The following is a 23,150-nucleotide window of genomic DNA, read 5'->3' on the forward strand; positions in this document are numbered from 1 at the left end:
GCGGGAGGGCGGTTCAGGACAGGCTGTCGACGGTCTTGACGACCTCGGCGGCGATCTCGGCGGGCAGCGGGGCGTAGCCGACCTCGACGACCGACTGCTGACCGGCCTCGCTGGCGGTGTAGCCGAGGAAGGACTTCACCGCGTCCAGGGACTCCGGCTTGTTGCCCTTGTCGCACGCGATCTCGTACGTCACGAGGGTGATCGGGTACGCGCCGTCTTCCTTGGTGGCGTAGTCCAGCTCCAGCGCCATGTCGGGGGCCTCGCCGACCCGCTCGCCGACGGCGATGGCCTGGGAGGCGTTCTCGACGGTCGCCTCGACCGGCTCGGCGGCACCCGTGTCCAGCTTGACGGTGGCCAGGTCGTTGGACTCGGCGTGCGAGATCTCCATGTAGGAGATGGCGCCGTCGGTCTGCTTCACCTGCGAGGACACCCCGGCCGAGCCGGTGGCGGCCTGGCCGCCCTCGATCGGCCACTTCTTGTCCGCCTCGTCCGGCCAGGCGTCCTTGACGACCGTGTTGAGGTAGGCGGTGAAGTTCTCGGTGGTGCCCGACTCGTCGGAGCGGTGCACGGGCTGGATCTTGGTGTCCGGCAGTTCGGCGTCGGGGTTCAGCTTGGCGATGGCCTCGTCGTTCCAGTTGCCGATCTTGCCGTTGAAGACGTTCGCCAGGGTCTCGGCGTCGAGCACCAGCTCGTCCACGCCCTCGACGTGGTACGCGATGGCGACGGGGCCGCCGACCATCGGCAGGTTGATGCCCTGCCCGCCGGAGCAGACCTCCTTGGACTTCTCCACCTCCTCCGGCTCCAGCGCGGAGTCGGAGCCGGCGAACGCGGTCTGGCCGTTGAGGAACTCCTCGATGCCGGCACCGGAGCCGACCGGCTTGTAGTTGACCGTCACGTCGGGGCAGGCGGCCTGATAGTCGGCGACCCACTGCTGGACGGCGTTGTCCTGGGAGCTGGCGCCCGAGGCGAGGAGTTCGCCGCTGCCGCCGCACTTGATGTCGCCGCCGGCGGCGGCGCTGCTCTCGCCGCCGCCCTTGTCGTCGCCGGAGTCCGAATTGTCGTCCGAGCCGCACGCCGAGAGGACGAGGGCGCTGGAGAGGGCGAGTATGCCTGCCGCGGTGCGGAACCGGATCTTGCTCTGAGACTTCACTGGGGACTTTCCTTCCTGAGGCCGCACACCAGAGGCGGCTGGGTAACAAATCGAGACAAACGGAGTTGTGGGGTCTAAGGGAGGTCTGCGACCGGCGGCACGAAGCGGTAGCCGACGTTGCGGACGGTGTGGATGATCCGCGGATCGTGAGGGTTGTCCCCGATGCGGTCGCGCAGCCGACGGATGTGCACGGCGATCGTGTTGGACTTCGGCGCGCTGCCGCCCCACAGCTCGGCGCTGATCTGGTCGCGGGTGACGACCTTCTCGGAGTTGGCCACCAGCAGGTGCAGCAGCTTGAACTCGCGGAGCGGAAGCTGCACCAGCCGGCCGTCGACGCGGGCCTCGAAGGTGGCGGGGTTGACGCTGTAGGGGCCGGAGGCGACCGTCTGGTCCACGTCGTACGTCGCCGGGCTGGCGACGCCGAGCATCTTCAGGACCTCGTACGGCCGGTAGGGGCGGGCGACGCAGGCGCTGGCCCCCGCGGTGAGCGCCTCGACGGCGTCCTCCGCGTCGTCCGGGCCGACGCCGATGATGACCGGCGTGGCGCTGCGGCGGCGTAGCACCTCCACCACTCTGGCGCCGGGCACGAGCGGCAGCTTGGCGCTGACCAGCACGGCGTCGGGGGACTGGAGGCCGACCTGGAGAAGTGCCTCCGCCCCGTCCGAGCAGAAGACGACCTTCACCTGATGGCCCGCCAGGTGTTCGGCCAGATCGTGGGCCACCTGTTCGTCCGGATCGGCGAGCAGCAGGACATGCCCGTGTCGCTGGCCGGGTATCGCCGGTGTGTCCATCGGTCGGTCACCACCCCCTTCGTCGCGTCTCATGCAATTCCGTGTCGGCGGACTCGGCCGGGTGGTGGCGGTTAACTGAAGGTGAACATCGGAACAGGGATGCGTGATGCCGTTATCGGCCCGTTATGAACGGCGTGGTCCACGGCCTCACCAGCCCCACTGACGGCGTCGCGGCTCACCTCACAGACCGCCCGAGCCGCCCGCGTCGCCGCCGGTGTCGCCGGCGCCGCCCTGCCGGCCGCTGTGCTCTTTCAGCCGCGCCAGATCGCGCTTGAGCTTGGTCTCCTGCACCTCGCTGAGCGGGATGTAGCCGGCCTCCGAGGCGAAGTCCGTGTGGCTGTCCACGTAGAACTCGACGAACGTCTCCACCTCGGGGCGCTCCAGCGCCTTCGCCGAGGGATAGATGAACAGCGGCCTCGCCAGCGGCTTGTACGAGCCGTCCTGGACCGACGCCGTGCTGGGCGCGACGCAGCCGTCACCGGCGTCGACCTCCAGCGCGCGCAGCTTGTCGCGGTTCTCGTCGAAGTAGGTGAAGCCGAAGTAGCCGAGCCCGCCGGGGTGCTCCGCGACGCCCTCGACGAGGGTGTTGTCGTTCGTGCTCGGGGTGAAGTCGGCGCGGGACGCCTTCTCCTCGCCGTTGATGGCCTCGGTGAAGTAGTCGAACGTGCCCGAGTCGGTGTCGGGCCCGTAGAGCTGGAGCGGCTCGTCGGGGAACGCCGGGTCGACCTCCTGCCAGCTCGTCAGCGCGGAGCCGGGCTCCCAGATGCGCTTGAGCTGGTCGGTGGTGATGCAGTCGATCCAGTCGTTGGCGCGGGGCACGACGACGGTGAGCGCGTCGTTGGCGACGGTCAGCTCCCGGTACGGCACGTCCCAGTTGGCGCAGGTCTCCTTCTCGAAGTCGTTGATCGGCCGGGAGGCGTCGGAGATGTCCGTCTCGCCGGCGCAGAACCGGTCGAAGCCGCCGCCGGTGCCGGCCGCCCCGACCCTGACCCGTACCCCGGGCTCCTGCCGGCCGAAGCGCTCGCCGGCCAGCTTCGTCAGCGGCTCCACCGTGCTGGAGCCGTCGATCAGCACCGTCCCGGTGAGCCGTTCCGTACGGTCGTCACCGGCGCTCGCCTCGCTCTCGCCGCCGCACGACACGAGGGCGGCGACGGCGGCCGGTGCCAGGAGGAGGCCGCCCAGGCGGGCGGCGGTGCGCTTCGTCTGCATCGGGCTCACGTGCTCTCACTGCCTCTCGCTGCTTTCCGCTGATCGATTCGGACATCACTCGGGTTCCGTATCGAAGTGGCGGCAGTCGGCCATGCGGGGCGGCTTCGGTGAGCGCGGGATGAACAGTGGACGACCAGACATGGTGCCCTTGTGCGTACGCGCGGAGAACGCGGATCGCGGGGCGAACGCGCAGGCAGGAGCCGGGCGCGTGCCCGTGGGTCGCTTCGCGCCCCGCCCCGCGCGCGGCCCGCTAGATCGGATCTAGCGGGCGCCTGCCGGTTTCTGGCGCCTGAAGGGTGACGGCCCGGGCGCACCGCCCGGGGCCGGCGAGACCGGGAGGTGTCCGATGCGGAACGGCGAGTCCGGCGTACGCGATACGTCCGGCGTACGCGATACGTCTAGCGGACCCGGCGCGTCCGGCGCGCCCCCGCGGCTGCGCGTCGCGTGCCTCCTGGGCGGCCCCGCCGAGACCGACTGCCGCCCCCCGGGCGTCACGCACTGGCTCGACGAGCTGGCCGGCGAGCGCGGCGACCTGGCGCTGCGCGTCCTGGACCTCGCGGACTACGACCTCCCGCTGCGCTACCCGGAGCACCCGACCGAGCAGATGTCCTCGTTCACCGCGGAGCTGGCGTGGGCGGAGGGGTTCGTCGTGGTCACGCCCGAGTGCAACCGCAGCTTTCCCGCGCAGCTCAAGCACGCCATCGACCTGGGCTACGACGAGTGGCACGCCAAGCCCGTCGGCTTCGTCTCGTACGGCTTCGGCTGCGACGGCGTGCGCGCGGTGGAGCACCTGAGATCGGTCTTCACCGAGCTGCACACGGTCACGGTGCGGGACTCGGTCGGGATAGACCTGCGCTTCACCGATGAGAAATTCCCGGCCGGGGGGTCCATCTACTCGGACGGTCTGGTACGCGCCGCCGGCGCCCTGCTGGACCAGCTCACCTGGTGGGGCCTCGCGCTGAGGGAGGCCCGCGCGGCGCGGCCGTACGTGGCGTAGCAAAAGCCTCGTCAATACCTGATGTTGGAGAATCTGGAGAAGAAAGACATGACTAACGACTCGTCCGGCCTGGCGATCGAAACGTCGGGACTTGTGAAGGTGTTCGGCGAGACCCGCGCGGTGGACGGCGTCGACCTCGCCGTCCCCCGCGGCACGGTCTACGGCGTCCTCGGCCCCAACGGCGCCGGGAAGACCACCACCGTGAAGATGCTCGCCACCCTGCTGCGCCCCGACGGCGGCGAGGCCCGGATCTTCGGCAAGGACGTCGTCCGCGACGCCAACGCCGTCCGTTCCCGGGTCAGCCTCACCGGCCAGTACGCCTCCGTGGACGAGGACCTGACCGGCACCGAGAACCTCGTGCTGCTCGGCCGCCTCCTCGGGCACAAGCCGGCCTCCGCGCGGGTGCGCTCCGCGCAGTTGCTGGAGGCGTTCGGCCTGGCCGAGGCCGCGGACAAGCAGGTGAAGAACTACTCGGGCGGCATGCGGCGCCGCATCGACATCGCCGCGTCCATCCTCAACACCCCCGACCTGCTCTTCCTCGACGAGCCGACCACCGGCCTCGACCCGCGCAGCCGCAACCAGGTCTGGGACATCGTCCGCGCGGTCGTCGCGCAGGGCACCACCGTCCTGCTCACCACGCAGTACCTGGACGAGGCCGACCAGCTCGCCTCCCGGATCGCGGTCATCGACCACGGCAAGGTCATCGCCGAGGGCACCAAGGGCGAGCTGAAGGCGTCCGTCGGCGCCGGCTCCGTCCACCTCCGCCTGCGCGACGCCGCGCAGCGCGCGGAGGCGGTCACCCTGCTGGAGACGGCCCTCGTCGGCGCCCAGGTCCAGCTTGAGCCGGACCCCGTCGCGCTCACCGCCCGCGTCGGTGACAACGGCCACGGCGCCGCGGCCCAGGCCGCCACCGCGCTGGCGGAGCTGGCCCGCGCGGACATCACCGTCGACAACTTCTCGCTGGGTCAGCCCAGCCTGGACGAGGTCTTCCTCGCCCTCACCGACCACAAGGCCGGTGCCGAGACCCAGGAGGCAGCAGCATGAGCACCGCGACCGAGACCAAGACCAAGACCCAGACGGAAGACCTCGCCCCGGTCACCACCGAGAGCCTGGCGGAGCTGCTGGTCTCCAAGGAACGGCCGCCACGGCCGAGTGCGTGGTCGGCCTCATTGACGTTCGGCTGGCGGGCCGTGCTGAAGATCAAGCACGTGCCCGAGCAGCTCTTCGACGTCACCGCCTTCCCGATCATGATGGTGCTGATGTACACGTACCTCTTCGGGGGTGCGCTGGCGGGCTCCACCTCGGACTACCTTCAGTACCTGCTGCCGGGCATCCTCGTGATGAGCATCGTCATGATCACGATGTACACCGGTGTCTCCGTCAACACCGACATCGAGAAGGGCGTCTTCGACCGCTTCCGCTCGCTGCCGATCTGGCGCCCCGCGGTGATGGTCGGCTACCTGCTCGGCGACATGCTGCGCTACCTCATAGCGTCGGTGGTCATGGTCGGTGTCGGCCTGATCATGGGCTTCCGACCGGACGGCGGCGTGCTGGGCGTGCTGGCGGGGGTGGCGCTGCTGATCGTCTTCTCCTTCGCGTTCTCCTGGATCTGGACGATGTTCGGCCTGCTGCTCCGCACCGAGAAGTCGGTCATGGGTGTCAGCATGATGGTCCTGTTCCCGGTGACGTTCCTCAGCGACATCTTCGTCGAGCCGAAGACGATGCCGGGCTGGCTCCAGGCGTTCGTCAACAACAACCCGGTGACGCACCTGGCCTCCGCGGTCCGCGAGCTGATGCACGGCGACTGGCCGGGCTCGGACATCGCCTGGACCCTGGGCTGGGCGGGCGTGATCGTGGCGGTCTTCGGCCCGATCACGATGCGCCTCTACGCCAGGAAGTAGCCCGATTCCGGCCGGCCACCGGGCCCGTTCCCCCGAGCAGCGGGGGGCGGGCCCGGTCGCGTCCGTCTGCTAGGTTCGGGCGCATGTTCCTCCTCTGTGCATAGGAGTCGGCGCCGCCGCACCCCGGTGGGGTGTGGCCGTATGCCGTCCGTGCACACCCGAGCGCCGTGGCTCCGCGCTCCCTTCACCGAGGAACGTCACCATGTCTTCGCCGTCCTACGCGGCCGTACTGCGCATCCCCCATGCCTCCCGCACCTTCGGTGCCGCCCTGCTGGGGCGGTTGTCGTACGGGATGGTCCCGCTGTCGCTGCTGCTCTCCGTCAAGGGCGCCACCGGTTCGTACGCCGCGGCCGGTGCCGCCATGGCGTGCTTCGGGGCGACCAGCGTGTCCCTCTCGCCCGCACGGGCGGGGTTCATCGACCGGCACGGGCCGCGGCGCGCGCTGCCGCCGATGGCCGCGGCGTACGCGCTGCTGCTGGCGGCGCTGGCGGTGGTCACCGCGGGCGGCGGGGCGGGCGACGCGGTGCTCGTCGCCATGGCCGCGGCGGCCGGGGCGTGCACGCCGCCGCTGGGGCCGGTGATGCGGGTGCTGTGGAGCGACCTGGTGCCGCCGCGGCTGCTGCCCCGCGCGTACAGCCTGGACTCGGTCGCCGAGGAACTGCTGCTCGTGACGGGGCCGTTGCTGGTCGGCGCGGTGGTGAGCGTCGCGCCGGCGCCGGTGGGGCTGGGCGCGGGCGCGGTGCTGATCCTCGTCGGCACCCTGGCGCTGGTCGCCTCACCGGCGGCCCGCTCCCGAAAGGGCTCCCGTACGCAGGCGGCCGAGGCGCCGGAGACCGCGCCCGGGTCCGAGTCTGTGCCCAGCCCCGCGGCGGGGCCCGCGCCCGGATCTGCGCCGGGGTCCGCGCCCGGGTCCGCGCCCGGACCCGCGGCGGGGCCCGTACCCGGGGTGCTGCGGGGGAATCCGGCGATGCGCCGGGCCGTCGTCGGGGTGGCCGGGGTCGGGGTGTGCCTGGGGGCGCTGCACCTGCTCGTCGTCGCCTTCGCCGACGAGCACGGCGCCGACGGGCTCGTGCCCTGGATCCTCGCCGCGATGTCCGCCGGCAGCGCCGTCGGCGGCCTCGTCTACGGGGCCGTCGCCTGGCGTGCGCCCAGCACCCGGCGGCTGCCGGTGCTCGCGGCGGCCCTGGGCCTGATGCTCGCCGCCACGGGGCTCTCCCCGCACCCGTACATCCTCGTGGCCTGGGCCGCCCTCTTCGGCGTCTTCGTGGCGCCGGGCATCACGACGGCGTACCTGATCGCCGACGAGTCCGCCGACCCCCGTTCCCGTACGAAGGCGGGCGCCTGGGTCAACACCGCGCTCAACGCGGGCTCCGCCTCGGCCACGGCCGTCACGGGCCTCCTGATCGGCCGCCTCCCCCTCCCTCTCTGCTTCGCGCTGGCCGGCCTCCCGGCCGTCCTCGCCGCCGCCACGGCCGCCCTCCCGGCGCGGTCCCGTGCCCGTGCCCGTGCCCGGGGCCCGGAACGGCTCGGCGTGGGCGACGCCGCCTGACGTCGCCCGGAGCCTCACCTGCCGCGGCGCGGACGGCGGCGGGGGCAGTGGTGGGCGGCGTACAGGAGGGTCTGGATGGCCATGCCCGCCTCGGCCACGTCGACGAGGAGGGCGGGGAAGGGGAGGCGGATGTCGCGGTGGGTGCGGGGGTGTTCGAGGCGCAGCGTGAGGCCGTACCGGTCCAGCGCGAGGGGGTGGACGCGGACCACGCCGTGGAGCGTCGCCGGGTCGACCAGGCGGGTCAGGGCGTCGATCGCGTCGCGGTGGGAGTCCGCCATGTGCAGGAGCATCGCGGACTCCTGGGCGGCCAGCGGGTCGGCGTGGGCCCCGGCCAGCTCCTCCAGGTCCACGACGGCCACGTCGGGGGTGTCGTCGGCGTCGGTGCCGTCGGCCGCCGTGACCACCAGCACCTCCGCCGGGTCGAAGCCCAGCACCAGCCGGTCCGCCTCCGGCTGCACCCGCTCCGGCGCCAGCCAGCCGATCAGCGTCACCCGGGCCCGTACACGGTCGCGTACGCCCACGGGCGCGATGTCCGTCAGGTGCAGCCGCACCGGCAGGTCGCCCGTCGGGGCGCAGACCACCCGGGCAGCGAGCGCGCTGTCCGCGGGCGGGCGCAGCCGCAGCAGCCAGTCGGGTTCGGCCGGCGGGTCGGTGCCCGGGCCGGCGGTGTGCAGGCCCACCAGGTCGCAGCGGAATCCGTCGGCCTCCAGCGTCAGCGATGCCGCGGTCGCCAGGATCGTGCGCACCCGCTCCGCCGGCGTCGGCGCGGCGCTGCCCGCGGCCGGCTCCGGGGCTGCGTCCGCGGCTGTGTCCGCGGCCTCGTCGTCGGGCTTCGCGTCCGGGCCCGCGGTCCTGTCCGTGCGTACGTCGTCGGGGAAAGCCATGCCGCTCCCTCAGCCGAGCTTTTCAGCGTTCTCGATGGCGTCCGCCAGCCGCTCCAGCACCGGCGCGAACCCGCGGTAGCTGTAGCGCTCCTCCATCGCCCAGGGCGTGGTCTGCCCGGCCTCGACGGCGGGGAGCCGGTTCCAGGTGGGCTTCTTGGCGAGCGCCGCGGGCGTCATGGCCTGGGTGCGGTTGTCGATCATGATCAGGTCGGCGTGGTACTTGTCGGTGTTCTCCCAGCTCAGGAACTCCCAGAAGCCCCACTCGTCGGACTTCTTCCCCTCCACGACGTCCACGCCGAGGTCGCGGAAGTAGTGCAGGTCGGTGTACGCGCCGGGGACGGCGACGTACATGTTGTCCTGGTCGCCGGTCATCGCCAGCACCTTGATGCCGCGCTTGGCCTTCGCCACCGTACGCAGCCGGTCCTCGGCGTCCTCGAAGCGTTTCCTGTCGGCCTCGACCCGCGCGCTGGTCGTGTCGCCGCCGAGCGCCTTCGCCAGCTCCTCGTACCGCTTCAGGGGCTCCAGCAGGCTGGTGTGCGCGCCCTTGATGCCGATGGCGGGGGCGAGGGCGAAGATCTTCTTCCGGCTCTCCTCCGGTACGAACCACAGGTCGGGCGGCGGGAACATGTTGCTGACCAGCAGCTCCGGGCCGAGCGAGGCGTACTTCTCGACGTTGAACTCGCCCCACGCCTCGCCGAGGCTCTCCAGCTCGCCCAGGTCCAGGTCGCCCGCCTGCGGGTTGGGATTGCCGTCGATCGGCTCGCTCGGGCCGAAGATCGCGGTGCAGGTGACGCCGTAGTCGTACAGCGCGGCGGCGGAGCTGACGAAGGCGACGATCTTCTCCGGGCGGCGGTCGGTCTCGGCCTTCTTGCCGCGGTCGTCGGTGAACGACCAGCCGCCGCCGTCGGAGCCGCCGTTCGCGGAGTCGCTGCCGCAGGCGGCGAGGAGGGCGGTGAGGCCGAGCGCGCCGCCGGCGGTCAGCAGACCGCGGCGGGAGAGCGGGGTGGTCGGTGCGGTGGTGCCCAAGGCCGGGTTCCCCTCCGGTTGACGAGACTTAGGTGAGGCTAACCTAATATGCTCGACCGGGGAACCCGGGCCCACGGCCCCGCGGCACGCCGACACGTGCACGCGGAGCCGCGGGATCCGCGGAACCGGATGTTCTGCCACGGGACTTCGGAGGCCGTCCTACGGGCCTCGGACGTCCCGTCGCGGGACCGAAGGGTGCATCGGGGCCGTACCGGAACGGCCAGGCCCTAGGCCCCGATGCGCCCGCCGCCGCTGCGCCACACGTTGACGACCGCCGGGCGGTTCGGCCTGCCCGGACCGTCCGGCCACGCCGAGCCCGGGTTCTCGTACGACGCACCGTCGACCTCGCCCGGGTGCTGCACCGCGACCAGCACGCGGTCCTCCTGCACCACGGGACCGCAGGTCTCCGCGCCCGTAGGCACCGTGAGGAACTGCTTCACCTGGCCCTCGTACCGGCCCGTCGTCGCCACGCCGAAGAGCCCGTCGTGGGTGCCCAGCGCGTTGCCGTCGGTGGAGATCCACAGGTTGCCGTACGGGTCGAACGTCACGTTGTCCGGGCAGGAGATGGGGCTGACCTTCTCCTTCGGGAAGCCCGCGAAGTACGTGGAGGGGTCGGCCGGGTCGCCGCAGACCAGGAAGAGCCGCCAGCCGAAGCGGGTCGACGCCGGGTCGTCGCGCTTCTCGGACAGCTCCAGGATGTGGCCGTGCTTGTTGGCGTTGCGCGGGTTGGCCTCGTCGGCCTTGGCGTTGGTGCCGGTGCCGCGGTTGGTGTTGTTCGTCAGCGCGACGTACACCTTGCCGCTGTTCGGGCTGGGCTCCACGTCCTCGGGGCGGTCCATCTTCGTCGCGCCGGCCTTGTCGGCGGCGAGCCGCGTGAAGACGTAGACCTCGTCGGCGGTCATGCCGGGGACGAAGCTGCGGTCGCCGCTGGCCAGCTTGATCCACTCGCCGGTGCCGTCGAACTCGCCGTCCGCCGGCAGCTTGCCGGTGCCGTCGATCTCGGCGGCCGGGCTGTCGCCGGTGAGCCGGGCGACGTAGAGCGTGCCCTCGTCCAGCAGCGTCATGTTGTGGGCTCGCGCCCAGCGGCTGCTGCCGCGCACCATGCGCTTGTCGGAGACGAACTTGTACAGGTAGTCGAAGCGCTCGTCGTCACCGGAGTACGCGACCGCGCGGCCGTCGCGCGTCAGCCGGATGCTGGCGCCCTCGTGCTTGAAGCGGCCGAGCGCGGTGTGCTTGACCGGGGTGGAGTCCGGGTCGTACGGGTCGATCTCCACGACCCAGCCGAAACGGTTCGGCTCGTTCGGCTCCTTGACCACGTCGAAACGGTCGTCGAACTCCTCCCACCTGCGCTGCGAGGCGCCGCCGGTGAAGCCGTAGCGCGCCAGGCGCTGCTTGGCGACGGGGTCGGTGACGGCCTCGGTGTGGGCGAAGTACTGGTTGAAGTTCTCCTCGCCGGACAGGACCGTGCCCCACGGGGTGGTGCCGCCGGCGCAGTTGTTGAGCGTGCCGAGCACGCGCCGGCCGGTCGCGTCCGCGGAGGTCTTCAGCAGGTCGCTGCCGGCCGCCGGGCCGCGCAGCTCGAACGCGGTGGTGGCGGTGATCCGGCGGTTCAGCGGATGCCGCGGTACGGCCCGCAGGCTGCCGCCGCCCTTGCCCCGGCGGCCCTCCTCCCGGACCGCCACGACGGACATGCCGTGCGCCGCCCAGCCGATCTCGGCCTGCTCGCGGGTGACGTTCTCCGGGTCGTAGCCGGGGAACATGAGCTGCTCGTCGGTGTACTCGTGATTGGCCACCAGCAGTTGCCGGTCGCGCTCGTGGCGCAGCGGCAGCAGGGCGAGGAAGTCGTTGTTGTAGCCGAACTGGCCGGCCTGGGCGGCGGCCGACTGGCGGGCCGGGTCGAAGGCGGGGGCGCCGCGCAGGACGGGGTCGCCCCAGGCGATGACGACGTTCTGGTCGTAGCCGTCGGCGACGGTCACGGCGTCGTCCTTGTTGGGCGCGACGGCGTCGAAGCGCAGCCCGCGGGCACCGTCGCCGCCGTGCCCGTGCCCGTGCCCGTTGCCGTGGCCGGGCCCGCGGCCGAAGGTGCCGGCCGGCGCGGTCGGCGCGGCCGACGCCGGGGCGGCGGCCCCGACGACCCCCGCACCGGCCGCCACCACGGTCACCGCGGCACCGGCGCGCAGCGCCCCGCGGCGGGAGACGGCGCGGGCGACGATGTCGCCGGCGTACTCGTTGTCGCTGGTGTTCGGAACCTCGTGGAAGCAGGCGTCACCACAGCGGTAGCGACAGGTCATGGCCGAGCGGCCGCCCGGGTGCGGCGAGCCGATGAGCGGCAGAAGTCTGCGCACGATCCCCTCCGGATTCTGTGAGTTCGCGCCGGACGCTAGGCGCGGAGTCCCGCCGGGGGGCGACGTGGACCTGAACTCCGGGTGAACCCGCGCCGGTGGGAGCCTTCGTCACCGTACGTAATCGGATGAGTGCGACACCCTCGGACCGTTAGGATTTCGACCATGGCGGCCACTGGAGAAGAGCAGCAGGGGGCGAAGGCGTACTACGTCTCGACCCCCATCTACTACGTGAACGACGCTCCGCATCTGGGCCACGCCTATACGACCGTCGCAGGCGACGTGCTCACCCGCTGGCACCGCCAGCGCGGTGAGAAGGTGTGGTACCTCACCGGCACGGACGAGCACGGTCAGAAGATCATGCGCACCGCGGAGGCGCACGGCGTCAGCCCGCAGGAGTGGTGCGACAAGCTCGTGGAGGAGGCGTGGAAGCCCCTCTGGGAGCACCTGGAGATCGCGAACGACGACTTCATCCGCACCACGGAGAAGCGGCACACGGACCGGGTGCAGGAGTTCGTCCAGGACCTGTACGACAAGGGCGAGATCTACCAGGGCGGCTACGAGGGCCCGTACTGCGTCGGCTGCGAGGAGTACAAGACCCCCGGCGAGCTGCTCGACGGCGAGGGAGAGTACGCGGGCCTGAAGCTCTGCCCGATCCACAAGACGCCGGTGGAGATGCTCAAGGAGGAGAACTACTTCTTCAAGCTCTCCGAGTACGGCCCGAAGCTGCTGGACTTCTACGAGGCCAACCCCGGCTTCGTCCAGCCCGAGTCGGCCCGTAACGAGGTCGTCAACTTCGTCCGCCAGGGCCTGAACGACCTGTCGATCTCCCGCTCCACCTTCGACTGGGGCGTGCGGGTCCCGTGGGACGACAAGCACGTGATCTACGTGTGGATCGACGCCCTGCTCAACTACGCGACCGCCGTCGGCTACGGCGCGGACGAGCAGAAGTTCTCCACCACCTGGCCGGCGAACGTCCACCTCGTCGGCAAGGACATCCTCCGCTTCCACGCGGTGATCTGGCCCGCGATGCTGATGGCCAACGGACTGCCGCTGCCCGGCAAGGTCTTCGCCAACGGCTGGCTGATGGTCGGCGGCGAGAAGATGTCCAAGTCCAACCTGACCGGCATCAAGCCCCAGGACCTCACGGACCACTTCGGCGTCGACGCCTACCGCTGGTACTTCCTGCGGGCCATCCAGTACGGCCAGGACGGCTCCTTCTCCTGGGAGGACTTCACCCACCGCTACACCAGCGAACTGGCCAACGACTTCGGCAACCTCGCCTCGCGCGTGGGCGCGATGACCGTCAAGTACTTCGACGGCGACCTCCCGGCGGCCCCGGCCGCGGGCCCCGCGGAACAGGTGATCGTCGACGGCCTGGCCCACGCTGCGGCGGAGGCGGACCGGCGTATCGGCGACGAACTGGACTTCGCGGGCGGCATCGCCGCGGTCTTCGACTTCATCAAGAAGGTCAACCTGTACCTGACGGAACAGGAGCCCTGGAAGGTCGCGAAGGATTCGTCGCCCGAAGCCCAGGCCCGCCTGGCGACGATCCTCTACACCGCGGCGGAAGCCCTCCGCGCGGTGGCGGTCCTCCTGCACCCGGTGATGCCGCAGACTTCGCAGCAACTCTGGTCCTCCCTGGGCGCGGAACCCACCCTGGGCCCGCTGGCGGACCAGCGAATCGCGGAGACCGCCCAGTGGGGCCGCCTCCCGGCGGGCGCCCGGGTCACGAAGGGCGCGATCCTGTTCCCGCGCCTGGAGGAACCGAAGCAGTCGTAGCGGCGACGGGCGCGACCGCATCCGCGGTCGCGCCCCGGGGAAGGTCACGCCCGGGGCTTGCGCCTCGCGCCACCTCGGCGAGCACGATCGAAGGCACGGCGGCTTCGACCGGGCGCTTCTCTGCGTCGATGTCGGGGAGTTCGACAAACACGCACCTGTCGAGGAGCCCACGCGGGCCGTCGACGCTCGGTCACCCCCGCCGCCACGGATCGTCCGCGCCGCCGCCGACGCGGTCCTCGTCGCCGTAGAACTCGTCGGCCTCGGCGCGGAGCTGCCGATGATCCACCCGCGGTGCGTGCTGCCACTCGCGCTGGAGCCGGGCGACGGGCGTCGGGGGCGTGGTGCCGGGGAGTTTGAAGGTTGCCCAGACGGCCTTGCCGGGGCCGTTGCGGTCGGTGGTGCCCCAGTCGTCGGCGAGGGCGGCGACCAGCAGCAGGCCGCGGCCGTGGTCGTCGGTCGCCGCAGGTGCGCACACGCGGGGCTCACCGCCCCCGGCGTCGTGCACCTCGACGCGGACGAGGTGTTCCTGCGCGTCCACGCGCACGAAGAAGAGGCGGCCGGCGGGGGTGTGGCGCAGCGCGTTGGTCGCCAACTCGGAAACGCACACGCGGATGTCGTCCGCCCGGTCCCCCGCGCACACCGCGGCGGCAACGAAATCACGCGCCTTGCCCACCGAACGGGCACTCCGGCCGAACATGCGCCCCTGAGGGGTCACGGTGCTCACCTCGTTCCGGATAGCGCTGGAGTGTGGTCCCTGTCCGGGTCCCCTTCGACTCTTCTTGCCGCGGAGTCAGGCGGTTCCTTGGACGAAGCGGCCGAGGATCGCCCTCCTGATTCGCCGCGGCAAGGCAACGTCACCGCAGACGGCCCGGCACGGTGATGACGGCCAGAGGGGGGAGCGAGTAAGCGGAACGTGCGTACGAACAACCTCGCGATACCGTGGCCCATGTCGGCGCTCCTAGTCAGCGTTGGCCATGCCCCCGGGCCGTGTCAGCGGTCGCGGGGGTCTGATCACTCGATCACTGAACACGTAACCGTGTAGCTCTCCGCGGGGGTACCGTTGAGTCAGCGCTGAAACTTGAAAGCCTTGAAAGTCCACGCGCGGCAGGGAGTTGGTGTCAGTGGCACATCGCGAGCCGAACGCCCAGCTCGTGTCCTTAGTGGCCGAGACCCGATGGACCTACAGCCAGTTCGCTCACGCCGTGAACCGCATCGGTGCCGAGACCGGGACACCCCTGCGGTACGACGAATCGTCCGTCGCGCACTGGCTCCGCGGCACCCGCCCTCGCAAGGCAGCGCGACCGGCAGTCCTCGAAGCCCTCTCCCGCAGACTCGCACGACCCGTCACCCACACAGAAGCGGGATTCCCACTTTCCGATGATCAGGAATCGCAACCCGCAAGCGCGGTAGAGGGATTGATGGATCTCGGCAGGCTGGACATGGATCCGTCACGCCGGGGCATCCTATCCGCTGGCCTGTTCTCCGTCGCCCTGACTACTCCCGAGTGGCCAGACGTGGTCGGCCGCATGGAAGCCGTGCAGATCGGCCGAGTGCGACGCATCGGATACCGGGAAGTCGATGCCGTGGCGGCAATGACGGAGAAGCTGTCTGAACTGGACGATCAATTCGGCGGTCGCCATGCCCGGCCCATGGCTGCGGCCTTTCTCGTCAACACAGTTGCGCCTCATCTTCGAGCCGATGCCCCGGAGGATGTACGCAAGGGTCTGCGATCCGCTACGTCAGACCTCCTGTATCTGACCGGGTTCATGGCCGTAGACGAGGGGTTTCACGGTTTGGCCCAGCGATATTACATCAAGGCCCTGGAGCTGGCTGGGTCCGCCGAGGATCACATGACGTACTGCACGACCCTGCGAGGCATGAGCCTCCAAGCTGTCGATTTGGGACACGTCACCCATGCGACCCGGCTTGCAGACGCCGCCGCCGCAGTGTCGCCGGAAGCGGGGCCTCGTATGCGTGCTTTTCTCGCCGGCCAACAGGCACACTGCCATGCCGCAGCCGGTAATCGCCAAACGGCACTCGGCTACCTCCGAGAAGCGGAGGTAGCCATGGAGCGGGCGGAGAGTCAGGCGAAAGCATTCGGGAGTTATGCACCGTCTTCGCTGGCGTACCACACATCGCAAGTGCGATTTGAGCTAGGCGACAAGAAGGGAGCTGTGACCTCCCTGATCGAGTCGGACAAACTCCGGGACAAGCACTACCGGCGGAGCAGTGTCCGCTATAACGCACTACTCGCCGAACGCCAGCTAGAGCTTGGGCGTCTGGAAGAGGCTTGCGCAACCTGGAACAGGGTCTTGGACGAGTACCCCCTAGTTCAGTCCGGCGGAGCCGACAAGCGCATGCGCAATATGCAGTCTCTTATCCGTCCCCACATGCGAAACCAGACGGCCCGGTCCCTCTACGAGCGGGCGCGCGGCGTTGTCCCGCCCGCACTCACCACCTGATGACGCCCGGCTGGAAGGGGTGAAGAAGGGATGACCAGCGCAAGTGAGTTGTCTGTCCGCTGGCGCAAGTCCAGCTACAGCACCAACGGGGGCGACTGTATCGAGATCGGGGACGGGACCACGTACGTCGTCCCGGTCCGCGACAGTAAGGACCCGCACGGCCCGGCACTCACCTTCACGACGGAAGGCTGGGCCGACTTCGTGTCCGCGGTCAAGGGCGGCGAGTTCTCCGCCTGAGTCCCGGCAGCTCCCGAGCACCGGCCCTCGCCACTGTCGGCGGGGGCCGTCGTCACAGGCCCGCCCCACATGAAACCGGCCCGGGGAGAGCACGTGACACAACGACCGGCGGTCGTCCTGGAACGGATGGACGGACGGGCCGGTGGGACCAACTCACCGCACCCGTAACCGAGGACACGCGGCGTGAGGACGGCCACCGCACCTTCGGGCTCATGGAACTCGCCGTGCGCCCGCCCTGGCGGGGACAAGGCATCGCCCGCCGCCTCCACGACACGCTGCTCGACGGCATCGGGGCCCAGCGCGTGCTGCTCAACGTCCCCCCCCCCGGGAGCAAGGCGGCATCGGCCGCGTACGGGCGTGGGGGTACCGGAAGATCGGCGAGGCGCGGCCCTGGGCCGGTGCTGATCTGCACGACGTGATGGTGCTCAACCTGCACTGAGCGTTCGGCCGCCATCGGCGGACTCAGCCCTGGCCGGGCTCCGACGGCGCGGGGCGGTACGGGTGCCAGCCGTGCGTCTGCACGGTGAAGCCCATCGGCTCCGGGAACGTGAGCGGCTGACCGAAGATGCCCTTGCCCGTCTCGACGTATACGCGGCCTTCGAGTTCGAGGACGTGCCACGTCGCGTCGTTGGGGTCGACGATCAGGTAGACCGGGATGCCCACGGTCGCGTAGCGCTCCCGCTTGTCCTCCCAGTCGCGCTTGATGGCCGTGCGGGTGCTGGAGACCGTCTCGACCACGGCCAGTACGACCTGCGCGGGCCAGTCCGCGTCCGACTCGTCCGCCGGGCGGTCCTCGCTACGGATGATCACGGCGTCGGCACGCGGCCGATAGTCGTCGGCCACCAGCAGCCCGCGCTCGGACCACGCCTCGAAGGGCTCCGGCGTATGCCGGACGAGGCTGCGGCCGGGCAGGTCATGAACGTGCCCCGGGTTGGCCTGCACCACCAGCTCGCCGTCGAGCAACTCCGCCCGCAGACCATCCGGGACGTCAAGGTCATGCCACCACCGAACCAGCGCGTTGGCCTTGTCCACGGCCTACGGCACAGAGGAGGCCGAGGAACCCGGAGTCGGCTCGGCGCGGTGGCGGGAACGTGTCGGTGCTGCGCGGGTCATGCGGGCCAGGAGGGGAGTCCGAGGTAGCGGGCTACCGCGTGTTCTACTTCTGCCAGTTCGTCGTGGTCGAGGTAGTGGACCGGGTCGCCATGGACGTACGAGACGTCGATCGTGCGGATCTGGTCCACCAGAAGGCGCGTGCGGGTGCCCGCGACTTCCAGTTCCGGGCGGAAGGCGGCCGGCTGTGCGCTCGTCGACGTGGGGACGATCGTGGCCACGCTCCATGGCATGGAGGTCGGGCTCAGGACGAGGCCGTAGCGGCGGCCCCGCTGTTCGTGGCCCCGCTTGGCGTCGCCCAGGTCTACGCGGTACATCGCACCGCGGATCACCAGGCGTCCTCCTCCGCGGACAGGTCCTCGTCCTTCAGCCGTTCCGCGTCCTCGCGTGCCTGCGCGAGCCAGACCTCGCGCTCCAGCAGCCGTAGGGCGCGCCGGATGACGTCGCTCGTGCGCTCACCTTCGCGCATGGCGGCTCTTATGATCCGCTCGTCCTCGTCGGTGGGGCGGAATCCGATGGTCGCTGCCATGGCATCAGGATACCCGCGGTGTGGAACATCTGTCGCGCAACTGTAGAACGAGAACGATTGGTCACAGGCGCCAGGTGGGTGGGGGGTTCTGCGGGTGGTAGGTGCAGGTGGTGCCTGTGGAGATGGTTTCTTTGAGGTGGGCGGCCAGGTCCGGGTGGCCCTTGGCGATTTTGCGGAGGGCGTCGCGGATGCGGGCGCCGACCGCTTTGCGGGCCCGTTCCGCCTCGTCGCCGAGGCGGCGGGTGCGGCCCGCGAGGCCCGCGGCGGCGCGTAGCTCCTCCAGGAGGGCCGCCCGTTCGCGGTCGTACGCGGCGGCGCGGGTGTCGTCGCCGGCGGCGGTGGCGTGGTCGATCTCCTCGTCGAGGAGGTCGAGGCGGCGGCGGTAGCGGGACTTCGCCTCGGCGTCCAGCAGCGGGTCGCCGCCCATGCGGTGGGCGGCCACCACCTCCTCGCCGCCCTCCGGGCTGAGGAGGCGGACGGCGGTGACGTCGGTGCCGGGGGTGGCGAGGAGGGTGTGCAGGTCGCGCAGGCCCTTGGCGTCGGGGAGGTGCACGGTCCGGCCCGCGTACGCCAGGGTCCACACCCCGCCGTCGTAGCGGAACTCCCCGTCGGTGGTGGGCTGCGGGGGCGGGGGTGCGGGCGCGGGCTGGGGCTGGGGGCCGGGGGGTTCGGGGTCGAGTTTCATGCCCAGGCGGCGTGCGTCCTCCGCCGTCTCGTGCGCCAGCTTCTCCGCCGCCGGGTCGCCCCGTTCCCGTAGCACCCGCGCCAGCCCGTGGCGGGCGAGCACCGACCACGGGCGGGCCTGCATGAGGTCCGCCGAGCGGCGGGCCGCGCGGAAGCCGGCCGCGGCCGGCTCCCAGCGGCCCTCCGCCGCGTCGACCAGCGCCAGCCAGTAGTCCACGGGCCCGCTCATGTCCCAGCCGTAGACCGACACGAGCCACTGCCCGCGGTGTGGCGACAGCGCGTCCCGTACCGCCGCGGCCATCTCCGGGTCCCGCGTCGCCGCCGCCGTCTCCGCCTGGAGCCGCAGCCACAGCGGGAAGAAGCCGCGGTTCTGCTGCTCGTGGGTCGGCGGGCCCTCGGCGGTCAGCCGCAGCGCGGGCTCCGGGTCGCCGCGGCGCAGGTCGGTGAGCGCCTGGAGTACGGCCGGGAAACCGTGTCCGGCGACGGTGACCCGGGCCGCCGCCTCGGCCGCCTCCGCGTACCGTCCCTGGAGCATCCGGATCGTCCACCAGTGGTGGTCGAGCAGCTCGATCCACTGCTCCTGCTCGTTGTCCCGGCTCAGCTCCACGACGTCCGCGAGGTGCCGCTCGGCGGTCTCGAAGTCGCCGCGCAGCGCCTCGACCAGGCTTTTGTCCATGGCCAGGGTGTGCCGGATGCTCGGCAGGTCGCTCTGCTCGGCGACTTCGACGTAGCCGCGGTACGTCGCCGGGAAGCGCGGGTCGCCCAGCTCCAGCAGCGCCACCCAGCGCATCGCCACCGCGATGTGCCGCCCCGGAACGTTGCCCGCGCGCTCGGCGAGCGTGATCAGCTCCTCCGTCAGCGCCACCCGCTCTGCGGCCGTGCCCAGGCCCCAGATCGCGTTGTGCCGGGTCCACAGGCCGAATCCCAGCTCCTCGTCGTCCTGGCCGCGGCGGGCGCTGACCGACAGGGTGATGCTCAGCTCCGCCGCCATCTGGTCGGACGACAGCTCCTGCTCACCGCCCGGGCCCCCGGCCGGCTCCGGGTGCGAGCCGCGGGCCAGCGCGCGGTGCGCCTCGTACAGCAGCAGGCGGTTGGCCGCCGCCTGGTCCTGGGGGACCATCGCGCAGTAGCCCTCGGCGCTGTAGACCCCGAGGGCGACGCGGGCCAGCATCTCGGGGTCGTCCTGCGCGCGGGCGGTGCGCACCGCGTCTTCGAAGAGCGGCCAGGCGTCGGCAGTCTTGCCCGCGTGCAGCAGCGCGCCGCCCAGGTCCAGCGCCGCGAGCACCCGGCAGCGCGTGGGCGCGCCGGCGGACCGCTCGTGCGCCCGGCGCAGATGCGTGAGGACCTCGTCGAACGCGAGCCGGCTGCCGGCGTCCTGCCCGGCGGCCCGCAGCAGCCCCACGGCCTGCTCGGCGGGCAGCTCGTCGCCCGCGGCCCAGGCGTGCCGGGCGAGGTCGGCGGGGAAGACCTTCTCGCTCAGCGCGGGCGCGGCGTCCAGCGCCCGTACGACCGCGGCGTGCCGGCGGCGGGCCTCGGCGGGGTCCAGCCCCTCGTACAGCGTCTCGCGTACGAGGTCGTGCCCGAAGGCGAACGTGCCCGCGCCCCGGCCGACGACGAGCCGGGCGGCGACGGCCGTCTCCAGCAGCCGGTCGACGTGCCCGGGCGGCCTGCCGACAGCCGCGGCGAGCACCTGGCGGTGGAACTCGCGGCCGAGCACGGCGGCGGCGACCAGCAGCTCCGCGACCGGCGCGGGCAGCAGTTGCAGACGGCGCTGAAGCGCGTCGCGCACGCCGGGGGCCACGGCCTCCGCGGAGGCCCCGCCGGCCCAGAGACGGGCGGTCTGCTCGATGAAGAACGGGTTCCCGCCCGTGCGCCGGTGCACCTCGGCGGCCAGCGCCTTGTCCGGGTCGCGCCCCGCGGTACGGGCCATGAGCCGGGCCGTGCCGTCGCGGTCGAGGCCGGTGAGGGTGAGGGTGGTGGCCTTGGCGACCAGCGGCGCGATCTGCTCGCGCAGCGGGTGGCCGGGGGTGTCGACCTCGGCGTCCCGGTACGTGCCGATGAGCAGCAGCCGCTCGAACCACGTGTGCTGCGCGGCGAACTCCAGCAGGCGGAGGGAGGCGGGGTCGGCCCAGTGCAGGTCGTCGAGGACGACGATGACGGGGCGGGTGTGCGAGACGGCGACCAGGGCGGTGGTCACGGCGTCGGCGAGGCGGAAGCTGTCGGCGTACGTCCCGCCGGGGGCGGTACCGGCGGCGGGTTCGGTGCCGGGGCCGGTGCCGGGGCCCGTCGGGGGGCCGGCCAGGGTGGCGGGGTCGGGGGCGTGGGGGTGTGCGCCGGGGTCGTCCGGACCGTGGTCGCGCACCGCGCCGGGGGGCGGGTCGTGCGCCCCGCCGGGGGGCGGGGCCTGGGCTGCGTCGCGCTGCTGATGTGGGCCGCCTGCGCCGTCCGCTGCCTGGTCCACCGCCCGGGCCGCGGCCTCGCCGCCCGCCGCGGTCGGCTCCTCGCCGAGCAGCACCTCCAGTCCGCTGCCCGCCGCCTCGCGGGCCGCCGCCCACTCCGCCGCGGGCACACCGCGCCGCAGCGCCCGTACGACCTGGACCCACGGCCAGTACCCCGGGGCGCTCTCCGACGCCCAGCACGAGCCGCCCAGCACCAGCGTCCCCCGCCGCCTCGCCTCCGCCACCGCGGCGGTGACCAGCGACGTCTTGCCGATGCCCGGCTCGCCCGTGACCAGCACGAGGCCCCCGTGGCTGTCCGCGGCCCGGTCTGCCTCGGCCCGTAGGACGCCCGCGGGGTGATCTCGTCCGATAAGTGCAGCAGTCATGTCCCTAGCACTGTGACACGCGCCTGTGACAGCGGGGCAGCCTTTTCTCCGCGGTTCCCCGCTACGGGCCTGCTCAGCGCGCCCGTGGCGGCGGAGAGGAATGGCCGGGGGACGGGGAGTGTTACTCTGACATCAGCACCGAGTTGCGCCCACAGTCGGCGCCCGTGCTTCTGCACCACCCCGCTCCGGTTTCTCCGTCGCATCGCCGACTGACGCCGAGCGAGGTTGTCTCACCCTCTACGCGGCGCGCGTGCCCAAGCCGCGCCTCTGCCGCACATCCCACGCACACTTTGGAACCGCGACACCGTCCGTGAAAGGACCGTGCATGACTACGACACCCACCACAGCAGAATCCCCGGCGGCCACCGCCGTCCGGGCCACGTCCGAACTCGCCGCGGTCGCCGGTGTGTTCGAGCCCGTGAGCAATCACGGCTTCCTGCGCGTCGGCACCCTCCACCCGGGTGAAGACGACGTCCAGGTGCCCACGAACCTCGTGCGCCGCTTCGGCCTCCGCAAGGGCGACCTCGTGGAGGGCGGCGTCCTGCCGGCCGCCGGCCAGGCCGCCAACTCCGGCTCCGCCAACGCCGGCGCCAGCGGCAACGGCAGGCGCCGTGACCGCGGCGGCGCCGCAGCCGCCGACCGGCGGTCGAAGGCCCCCGCCCTCGCGCGCGTCGACCGCGTCGCCGGTCTCGACCCCGAGGACGCCGCCCGCCGCCCCCGCTTCGGCGACCTCGTGCCCCTCCACCCCACCGAGCGGCTGCGTCTGGAGACCCCCGCCGGCCGGCTCACCAACCGCGTCGTCGACCTCCTCGCCCCCGTGGGCAAGGGCCAGCGCGGTCTGATCGTCGCCCCGCCCAAGACCGGCAAGACGATCCTGATCCAGCACATCGCCGACGCCATCGCCGCCAACCACCCCGAGTGCCACCTGATGGTCGTACTCCTCGACGAACGCCCCGAGGAGGTCACCGACATGCAGCGCTCCGTACGCGCCGAGGTGATCTCCTCCACCTTCGACCGCCCCGCCCGCGAGCACGTCGCCGTCGCCGAGATGGCCATCGAGCGCGCCAAGCGGATGGTCGAGGCCGGGCAGGACGTCGTGATCCTGCTGGACTCGCTGACCCGGCTGTGCCGCGCCGCCAACAACAGCGCCGGCGCCGGCGGGCGCACCCTCAGCGGCGGCGTCGACGCCTCCGCGCTGCTGATCCCCAAGAAGCTCTTCGGCGCCGCCCGCAACATCGAGAACGGCGGCTCGCTGACGATCCTCGCCTCCGCGCTCGTCGAGACCGGCTCCCGCGCCGACGACTACTACTTCGAGGAGCTGAAGGGCACCGGCAACATGGAGCTGCGCCTGAGCCGCACGCTCGCCGAGCGGCGCATCTTCCCCGCCGTGGACGTCCACGCCTCCGGCACCCGCCGCGAGGAACTGCTCGCCGCCCCGGGCGAGGTCGCCCTGCTGCACCGGCTGCGCCGGGTACTCGGCGACCGCGACACCGTGCAGAGCATGGAGCTGCTGCTGGAGCGGATGAAGGAGAGCGGCGGTAACGCCGAGTTCCTGCTGCGCCTGGGGCGTACGACCCCGGCGTGACGTCGGGCGGGGCGCGCGGGCGTACGGAGCCGGGTGTGCGCCCGGTTCGTACGACACGAACGCCCCGCGCCGCCGGACCCTCCCGGGC

18 protein-coding genes and 2 pseudogenes are annotated in these 23,150 nt (G+C 71.8%); 9 read left to right on the forward strand and 11 right to left on the reverse strand.

The window, feature by feature from the left end; translation table 11 throughout:
• Nucleotides 1-13: 13 nt before the first annotated feature.
• The 3 genes from pstS to QBL21_RS00480 form a co-directional block, all read right to left on the reverse strand.
• Nucleotides 14-1,150: a phosphate ABC transporter substrate-binding protein PstS gene (gene pstS, locus QBL21_RS00470; RefSeq protein ID WP_407559934.1), complete on the reverse strand. Its 1,137-nt coding sequence runs from the start codon at nucleotides 1,148-1,150 to the stop codon at nucleotides 14-16.
• Between the two features lie 74 nt (nucleotides 1,151-1,224).
• A complete protein-coding gene (locus QBL21_RS00475) occupies nucleotides 1,225-1,941 on the reverse strand; it encodes a response regulator transcription factor (protein WP_407559935.1) in 717 nt (238 codons plus the stop codon).
• A 180-nt stretch (nucleotides 1,942-2,121) separates the two neighbouring features.
• The gene (locus tag QBL21_RS00480; RefSeq protein WP_407566255.1) at nucleotides 2,122-3,150 is read right to left on the reverse strand and encodes a PstS family phosphate ABC transporter substrate-binding protein; all 1,029 of its coding nucleotides are present in this window, start codon (nucleotides 3,148-3,150) and stop codon (nucleotides 2,122-2,124) included.
• 346 nt (nucleotides 3,151-3,496) lie between these two features.
• Here QBL21_RS00480 and QBL21_RS00485 point away from each other — a divergent pair, with 346 nt between their 5' ends.
• The 4 genes from QBL21_RS00485 (at nucleotide 3,497) to QBL21_RS00500 (ending at nucleotide 7,597) form a co-directional block, all read left to right on the forward strand.
• Nucleotides 3,497-4,147 (forward strand): NADPH-dependent FMN reductase, encoded by a 651-nt coding sequence (locus QBL21_RS00485; RefSeq protein WP_407559936.1) that lies wholly within the window; start codon nucleotides 3,497-3,499, stop codon nucleotides 4,145-4,147.
• Nucleotides 4,148-4,195: 48 nt separating this feature from the next.
• The gene (locus QBL21_RS00490) at nucleotides 4,196-5,191 is read left to right on the forward strand and encodes an ATP-binding cassette domain-containing protein (protein WP_407559937.1); all 996 of its coding nucleotides are present in this window, start codon (nucleotides 4,196-4,198) and stop codon (nucleotides 5,189-5,191) included.
• Nucleotides 5,188-6,048, forward strand: coding sequence for an ABC transporter permease (locus QBL21_RS00495; protein WP_407559939.1), 861 nt, complete (start codon nucleotides 5,188-5,190; stop codon nucleotides 6,046-6,048). Before QBL21_RS00490 ends, QBL21_RS00495 begins: the two co-directional genes overlap by 4 nt.
• A 202-nt stretch (nucleotides 6,049-6,250) precedes the next feature.
• On the forward strand, nucleotides 6,251-7,597 hold the full coding sequence (locus QBL21_RS00500) for an MFS transporter (protein ID WP_407559940.1): 1,347 nt from the start codon (nucleotides 6,251-6,253) through the stop codon (nucleotides 7,595-7,597).
• Nucleotides 7,598-7,611: 14 nt separating this feature from the next.
• Here QBL21_RS00500 and QBL21_RS00505 read toward each other — a convergent pair whose 3' ends face one another.
• From QBL21_RS00505 to QBL21_RS00515, 3 genes are all read right to left on the reverse strand, one after another.
• Complete coding sequence (locus QBL21_RS00505) at nucleotides 7,612-8,481, reverse strand: DUF2470 domain-containing protein (RefSeq protein ID WP_407559941.1); 870 nt, start codon at nucleotides 8,479-8,481, stop codon at nucleotides 7,612-7,614.
• 9 nt (nucleotides 8,482-8,490) lie between these two features.
• Nucleotides 8,491-9,507: an ABC transporter substrate-binding protein gene (locus tag QBL21_RS00510; RefSeq protein WP_407559942.1), complete on the reverse strand. Its 1,017-nt coding sequence runs from the start codon at nucleotides 9,505-9,507 to the stop codon at nucleotides 8,491-8,493.
• 227 nt (nucleotides 9,508-9,734) lie between these two features.
• Nucleotides 9,735-11,852 carry a PhoX family protein gene (locus tag QBL21_RS00515; RefSeq protein WP_407559943.1) on the reverse strand — a complete coding sequence of 706 codons (2,118 nt, stop codon included), beginning with the start codon at nucleotides 11,850-11,852 and terminating at the stop codon, nucleotides 9,735-9,737.
• A 162-nt stretch (nucleotides 11,853-12,014) separates the two neighbouring features.
• On the opposite strand from QBL21_RS00515, the gene metG reads away from it, so the two are divergent.
• A complete protein-coding gene (gene metG, locus QBL21_RS00520; protein WP_407559944.1) occupies nucleotides 12,015-13,631 on the forward strand; it encodes a methionine--tRNA ligase in 1,617 nt (538 codons plus the stop codon).
• Between the two features lie 334 nt (nucleotides 13,632-13,965).
• Here metG and QBL21_RS00525 read toward each other — a convergent pair.
• A pseudogene (locus QBL21_RS00525) lies at nucleotides 13,966-14,346 on the reverse strand (ATP-binding protein); the annotation flags it as partial.
• A gap of 406 nt (nucleotides 14,347-14,752) precedes the next feature.
• Between QBL21_RS00525 and QBL21_RS00530 the strand changes: the two are divergent.
• From QBL21_RS00530 to QBL21_RS00540, 3 genes and pseudogenes are all read left to right on the forward strand, one after another.
• Complete coding sequence (locus QBL21_RS00530; RefSeq protein ID WP_407566256.1) at nucleotides 14,753-16,093, forward strand: tetratricopeptide repeat protein; 1,341 nt, start codon at nucleotides 14,753-14,755, stop codon at nucleotides 16,091-16,093.
• 30 nt (nucleotides 16,094-16,123) lie between these two features.
• Nucleotides 16,124-16,330 carry a DUF397 domain-containing protein gene (locus QBL21_RS00535; RefSeq protein WP_407559945.1) on the forward strand — a complete coding sequence of 69 codons (207 nt, stop codon included), beginning with the start codon at nucleotides 16,124-16,126 and terminating at the stop codon, nucleotides 16,328-16,330.
• A 134-nt stretch (nucleotides 16,331-16,464) separates the two neighbouring features.
• Nucleotides 16,465-16,769: pseudogene (locus QBL21_RS00540) on the forward strand (GNAT family N-acetyltransferase); the annotation flags it as partial.
• Between the two features lie 23 nt (nucleotides 16,770-16,792).
• On the opposite strand, the gene QBL21_RS00545 reads toward QBL21_RS00540, so the two are convergent.
• The 4 genes from QBL21_RS00545 to QBL21_RS00560 all read right to left on the reverse strand — a co-directional run bounded on the left by QBL21_RS00545 (nucleotide 16,793) and on the right by QBL21_RS00560 (nucleotide 21,477).
• Nucleotides 16,793-17,362, reverse strand: coding sequence for a Uma2 family endonuclease (locus tag QBL21_RS00545; protein ID WP_407559946.1), 570 nt, complete (start codon nucleotides 17,360-17,362; stop codon nucleotides 16,793-16,795).
• A 77-nt stretch (nucleotides 17,363-17,439) separates the two neighbouring features.
• On the reverse strand, nucleotides 17,440-17,757 hold the full coding sequence (locus QBL21_RS00550) for a type II toxin-antitoxin system PemK/MazF family toxin (protein ID WP_407559947.1): 318 nt from the start codon (nucleotides 17,755-17,757) through the stop codon (nucleotides 17,440-17,442).
• 11 nt (nucleotides 17,758-17,768) lie between these two features.
• Nucleotides 17,769-17,969 carry a hypothetical protein gene (locus QBL21_RS00555; protein ID WP_281616826.1) on the reverse strand — a complete coding sequence of 67 codons (201 nt, stop codon included), beginning with the start codon at nucleotides 17,967-17,969 and terminating at the stop codon, nucleotides 17,769-17,771.
• A 61-nt stretch (nucleotides 17,970-18,030) separates the two neighbouring features.
• Entirely contained in the window at nucleotides 18,031-21,477 is a 3,447-nt protein-coding gene (locus tag QBL21_RS00560) for an AAA family ATPase (protein WP_407559948.1), read from the reverse strand.
• A 406-nt stretch (nucleotides 21,478-21,883) separates the two neighbouring features.
• Between QBL21_RS00560 and rho the strand changes: the two genes are divergently transcribed.
• The gene (rho, locus tag QBL21_RS00565; protein ID WP_407566257.1) at nucleotides 21,884-23,062 is read left to right on the forward strand and encodes a transcription termination factor Rho; all 1,179 of its coding nucleotides are present in this window, start codon (nucleotides 21,884-21,886) and stop codon (nucleotides 23,060-23,062) included.
• Nucleotides 23,063-23,150: the final 88 nt, after the last annotated feature.

Origin of the sequence: Streptomyces sp. 184 (assembly GCF_045781775.1) — a bacterium.
Taxonomy (GTDB): domain Bacteria; phylum Actinomycetota; class Actinomycetes; order Streptomycetales; family Streptomycetaceae; genus Streptomyces.